Below are 5,452 nucleotides of genomic sequence, written 5' to 3'. Positions count from 1 at the left end.
ACTGCATACTGAAGACTTGTAATTGGGGGTAGTTTTTTAAGGTCAGGCATCAACAATTATGACTATTTTTGACAAAAGCTAGTTGTAAGGTATGAAGCGGCTTCTACAATTCCTGCATGGTACATTCCTGCGTTTCGCGGGTTTAGCCCTCCTCTTTCTGATGTTCGCCTGCAGCGGGGATGACGATGCCTCTCAGGTAATCGACTGCTTACAGGAGGCCGGCCTTGTGCAAATTGATGACGATAGCGCCCAAGGGGGGATGACCGTTCAGTTTTCAATTCAATACACCGGTACGCTATCAGTCACAGAGGTAAACTGGGATTTTGGTGACGGGACGAAGGATAGCGGCAATTCAGTATCTCATTTATATATTAATTCCGGAACGTACCAGGTGCAGGCTCAGGTGAGTCTGAGCAGCGGTGATAACGATTGCCTGGCAGTATCCACGACCTCGGTCAACATACAGTGATAAGGGGTTACTCCGCCATAAAAATGGCATTGGCAAAGAACAGTTTGCCATTTTCCCAGAAGCCACGGAAAAGGGGATTATCTGCCATATAAACCACTTCTCCGCGCCCGTAGTTTTCCATCGCAAAAACCAGGCTCTTTGACAGGTTTGTTACAGCTTTACTCCCGGCGAATCCCGCAACAGGAAGTGGCGATTCCCCTAATGCAGCAACAGTACCCCCATCGGGTAAGATATAGGTGTCACTACCCAATTTCAGGGTGTAATAGGTGTCTCCGTACCCAAAGGCCATGGGATGTGTAGGGTCTACCCTGGTTTTAAAAATGGCCCCGGTGATTTCTCCACGGATCCTTTCCCTGCTGGTCTCCGCGAATGAGGGAGGGGTCTCTGCTTCAAGGTCTTCAGACTCCCTTTCCTTCCGTTCGATCGAAAATCCATCCTCCCCTCCGAGATACGCCAGTGCCCTGCCCATGGCAATGAGCCTGCCTCCGTCAGCCACCCAATCTTTAAGCTGGCCCTTTCGACTTTCATTCAGGAAGCTTCGGTAGCCCCAGCCATCGGGTAACACCAGCACATCGTACTCCCCAAGGGCAACCCCGTCAAAATATTCCGCGTCCAGAACGGTAATGGGATAGTGGAGTTGTTGTTCGAAATAATGCCAGACCTCCCCGAATCTCAGCGTGGAGGTGGGTTCTCCAGACAGTACGGCCACCCGGGTTTCCGGGATCATACCCACATAACGGGACCCGAAGTCCTTGCCCGAATCCACCATGCCCGTGCGGGCGGGGGTCAGGGGTTTTTGATGCTTTTCCACAAGGGATTGAAGTACTTGTTCAAAATCGGGCTTGCGAAGATTATCGCCGCGGGTAATGATAAGACTGCCTGCATCCCAGGTCTTCCCGCCTAATTGAAATGCCCGTTCAGACCTGCGTACCCCGATACCGTTTTGAACTAAATCGGACAAAAACCGGGCATCTTTCATACTATTCCAGTCCCCTACATGGGCAAAGGCACCTTTCTCAATCCCCGTTGAAATCGCACTCCAGGGTGCGGCCTGAGAGGTATTGGGTTTTACCAGCCCCTCACTGGCCAGGGCATCCAGTCCATAGGCATAAGGCAATGACCAGGCCGTGATGTCGTATGTCAGTGAATCGCTGAGAACGGCATTGGGTTCAAACAATACTTTGACCATCGTGCCCTTTTTCTGATTGGTCGAGACTACCATACTCCTGGAATTTGTTTTCAGGGAGGCAGAGGCTCCCGATCCGAAATTCAGACCGCGTACGGTCGATTCCCCGGCCCAGCCGTAGTTTATTTCGTGTTTATCGAGCAATTCAGCTAAAGCCCGTTGCTTGTCCTGGTCGCCATTGAGGATATAGGACTTGTACTTGAAGTCTTTATCACCCTTGAAAAAGTTTCGGAATTCTTCATTCAGTGTCCCGGCATTCTGGGAAGCTACCTCAACGGTACTGAGTCCGGTGGTCAGGTGATGTGCAATCCGGTCTTTAAGTGTTAGGGTGTCACCGGAAGCTACTATCACTCCCAGGCCGGCGCGACCACTCCCACCTTGTTCGTAGGTCATACCAATGGCCCCGTTATAGGTCGGGTAGGTATCCCCATAACTGGGATAAAAAAGATCGAAGACCTCACGGGTGAAATAAAACCAGCCGTTCTGATCGAAATAACGGGCGTGGTTCTTCCCGATTTTTACCTGGAATTCCCTTTGGAAATCGGTGATCACCTCGTGATAGGGTTCAGCTGCCGGGGCAAAATAATACGGGTTATTCATACCCTGTTCATGAAAATCCACATGAATATGCGGCATCCATTTGTTGAATTGTTTCAGGCGTTGCTGGCTTTCAACCTGGGTCAGCCAGGCCCAGTCCCTGTTCAAATCGAACATGTAGTGGTTGCTTCGTCCGCTCCACCATCCTTCCCGGTGTTCCTTGCTGTTGGCATCCACCTGATAGGGGGTGTTTTTATACTGATAGTACCAGTTGACATAGCGCTCCCTACCATCCGGGTTGATGCATGGATCAATGATGACCAGGGTATTCTCCAGGTAAGCCTTTTTTGAGGTAAGCAGGTCGTACAGCGTCTGCATGGAAGCTTCTGTACTGACACTCTCATTTCCGTGAACGTTATAACTCAACCAAACGACGGCGACCTGGGAATCTCCCCCTCCCTCAGTACTCTGTAAGTGTGCAGTTCTGAGGGCTTCCACGTTCTGCATGTTTTCAGGACTGGAAAGTACAGCAAACATCAGTGGCCTGCGCTCGTTGGTATAGCCATAGGGCTGTAGTTGCACCTGTGTGGGCAGCGCCTCACTTACATATTTGAAATAGGAGACGACCTCGTGGTGCCTTGTAAATTGGGACCCGAGCTCATACCCCAGGAATTCTGAAGGGGATTTGAGGTCCTGGGCCTGGTGTTGCATCACCATTAAAAAAGCGAATAAACAGGTAAAAATTCTCATATGCTGTTTGTGTTGAGGTATAAAGCTAAGGAATCTGTGTTGTTTTGTCATTACCAAAACACCAATCCGTACGACTTTCTTAACGTATTTTTAGGAATTGATCCCCACGGGAATTTTATCTTTGGGAACTCATTATATCCTATGCACTTCCAGGGAATTCCGTTTGAGGATACCGGTTTTTTTTCAGGTCTTATTGAAGGTTATCTCGATCAGCGGGACGATTTGAAGCCTTTTTATGGCCGTTTTCCATCCCTGGAGGCTTTCAAGGGGCAGATCGCGGATAAAGAACGCGAATTTCCTAACAGCCATCGAATTCGCGTGGCTGAGGTCTTGTCACAACAGTATGCTGAATTGAAAGCCTCAGATGCCACCCTGGAGCATATAGCGGCCCTGAAAGATTCAAAAACGTTTACTGTGGTCACGGGCCACCAGCTCAATTTGTTTACAGGCCCCCTTTATTTTGCCTATAAAATCCTGTGTGCCGTTAAGCTCGCAGCGGAGCTCACAGAGGCCTATCCTGAATGTCGTTTCGTGCCTGTCTATTGGATGGCTACTGAAGACCACGATTTTGAGGAGATCAACCATTTTAATTTCAGGGGTAAAAATATTCACTGGAATCGGGAAGCCGAAGGAGGCGTAGGTCGTATGGATCTTCAAGGCCTTGAGGCGGTCTACGAGACATTTTCCGCAGATCTCGGACCGGGAAAGCGGGCAGATAAACTGCGGGAGCTTTTTAAAAATGCCTACCTGAAACAAAATAACCTCGCTGCAGCCACGCGATACCTTGCCAATGAGCTCTTTGGAGCATTGGGCCTTGTCATTATCGACGGGGACGAAGCAGGATTAAAAGAACTTCTCATCCCGCATATTGAAAGTGATATTTTTGATAACCTGGCGTATCAGGCTGTGAGCCAGAGCATCGACGAACTTCAGGAGTCTTCGGAAGACTACCACATACAGGTAAATCCCCGGGAGATTAATTATTTCTACCTGCTGGATGGACTGCGCAGCCGGCTGGTGGCCCGTGACGAGGGGTTTGGAGTGGTAGATTCGGATCTTTTTTTTACCCGTGAGGCTTTAAAAAAGGAATTGCATCAGCATCCCGAACGGTTTTCTCCCAACGTCATCACCAGGCCCCTGTATCAGGAGGTGATCCTGCCCAATCTTTGCTATATCGGGGGAGGAGGAGAATTGGCCTACTGGCTGGAGCTTAAAGCGTATTTCGAGGCCTCCAAAGTGGTTTTCCCTATATTGCTATTGCGGAATTCCGCTTTGTTGATGACCCGGAAACAGCAGGCAAAACTCGAAAAATTACAACTGGATATAAAGGACCTCTTTCTGGATTCGGACCGCCTTATTGAAAAAAAGGTTCGCGAGATTTCAGAAATTTCCATTGATTTCACCCCCCAGCGCGAACATCTCAAGAAGCAGTTTGAGGATCTCTACGTGCTTGCCGGGAAAACGGATAAATCGTTTTTAGGAGCTGTAAAGGCCCAGGAGGTCAAACAGATCAATGGCCTGGATCGCCTGGAGAAAAGGTTGCTTAAAGCGCAGAAGCGACACTTAAAAGACTCTGTCTCCCGGGTCAGGGAACTTCAGGATTCTTTATTTCCCGGGGGTAGCCTACAGGAACGCAGTCGGAATTTCTCAGAGTTTTACCTGGAGATGGGGCCTTCCCTTTTCGAAAGCCTTCTTGAGGGTTTCAGTCCTCTGGAGATGGAGTTTTCCGTCTGTACCCCTTAGTCTTTTCGTTTCTGGATCGTACTCAAATTAAGGCAGGCTGGGGATTGGAGTCGGTGCAGGCCCTTTTCACCGTGGTTGGCCCATGGTAGGACCCCTGGCCTTTGGAGTTTTGAAATGAGGCAGATCAGTTCGCCCCACCTTTCTTAATCCTATATTTACAGTCATTGTAAACTTTCCTTACCCATGCACACCATAGATATCGATACTGTTGAAATGACCCTTGATGTCATGAAATACGCCATCAGCCGGATCACCAACAGTGCCCCGGAATTGGGGCAGCCCAAAAGGGAATCTGAATTGCACGCCCTGGCCGGGGAAACCATAACCCCTGAAGGGATAGGAGGGGAGAAGGCCTTCCAGATATTTCGGGATATACTGGTGAAGGCAACTGTTCCCATTGATCACCCACGCCACCTCGCCTTTGTTCCAGCAGCCCCTACGCGGGCGGCAATCCTGTTTGACCTGATTACTTCAGCCTCTTCAATACACGGGGCCTACTGGATGGAGGGCGCCGGGGGTATCTATTGCGAGAATCGGGCTATGGACTGGCTTATTTCCCTTACAGGGATGCCTGAAGGTGCTTTTGGGGTATTTACCAGTGGTGGAACGGCAGCTAATTTATCGGCCATGGTGACAGCTCGGGAAGCCTGTCGAAAAAAGACAAATGCACCAGGAGAAAAGGGGATGATCATTACCTCCAGTGGTGCCCATAGTTCTATTAAGGCAATGGCTAAGGTTATTGACGTAGATGTCCACCTGGTCCAGAC

The 5,452-nt window shown here is 49.6% G+C and carries 4 protein-coding genes; 3 read left to right on the top strand and 1 reads right to left on the bottom strand.

The genetic code is table 11. The annotated features are described in order from the left end of the window. Positions 1-91: 91 nt before the first annotated feature. Entirely contained in the window at positions 92-469 is a 378-nt protein-coding gene (locus WBV75_RS10795) for a PKD domain-containing protein (RefSeq protein WP_424120616.1), read from the top strand. A gap of 7 nt (positions 470-476) precedes the next feature. On the opposite strand, the gene WBV75_RS10790 is transcribed toward WBV75_RS10795, so the two are convergent. Then, positions 477-2,942, bottom strand: coding sequence for a M14 family zinc carboxypeptidase (locus WBV75_RS10790; RefSeq protein ID WP_424120615.1), 2,466 nt, complete (start codon positions 2,940-2,942; stop codon positions 477-479). A 141-nt stretch (positions 2,943-3,083) separates the two neighbouring features. On the opposite strand from WBV75_RS10790, the gene bshC reads away from it, so the two are divergent. Next, positions 3,084-4,685, top strand: a complete 1,602-nt coding sequence (gene bshC, locus WBV75_RS10785; RefSeq protein WP_424120614.1) for a bacillithiol biosynthesis cysteine-adding enzyme BshC — start codon at positions 3,084-3,086, stop codon at positions 4,683-4,685. A 183-nt stretch (positions 4,686-4,868) separates the two neighbouring features. Beyond that, positions 4,869-5,452: pyridoxal-dependent decarboxylase (locus WBV75_RS10780; protein ID WP_424120613.1), on the top strand; the 584-nt coding region annotated here is incomplete at its 3' end.

This window comes from Robiginitalea sp. (genome assembly GCF_049588695.1).
Lineage (GTDB): Bacteria > Bacteroidota > Bacteroidia > Flavobacteriales > Flavobacteriaceae > Robiginitalea.
The sequence above is the reverse complement of the archived record's forward strand: the minus strand, read 5'-3'. Positions and strand labels throughout refer to the sequence as shown.

Coding starts and splice junctions, on each gene's coding strand:
- WBV75_RS10795 (WP_424120616.1), top strand. CDS start 92: ATGAAGCGGCTTCTACAATTCCTGCATGGTACATTCCTGCGTTTCGCG.
- WBV75_RS10790 (WP_424120615.1), bottom strand. CDS start 2,942: ATGAGAATTTTTACCTGTTTATTCGCTTTTTTAATGGTGATGCAACAC.
- bshC (WP_424120614.1), top strand. CDS start 3,084: ATGCACTTCCAGGGAATTCCGTTTGAGGATACCGGTTTTTTTTCAGGT.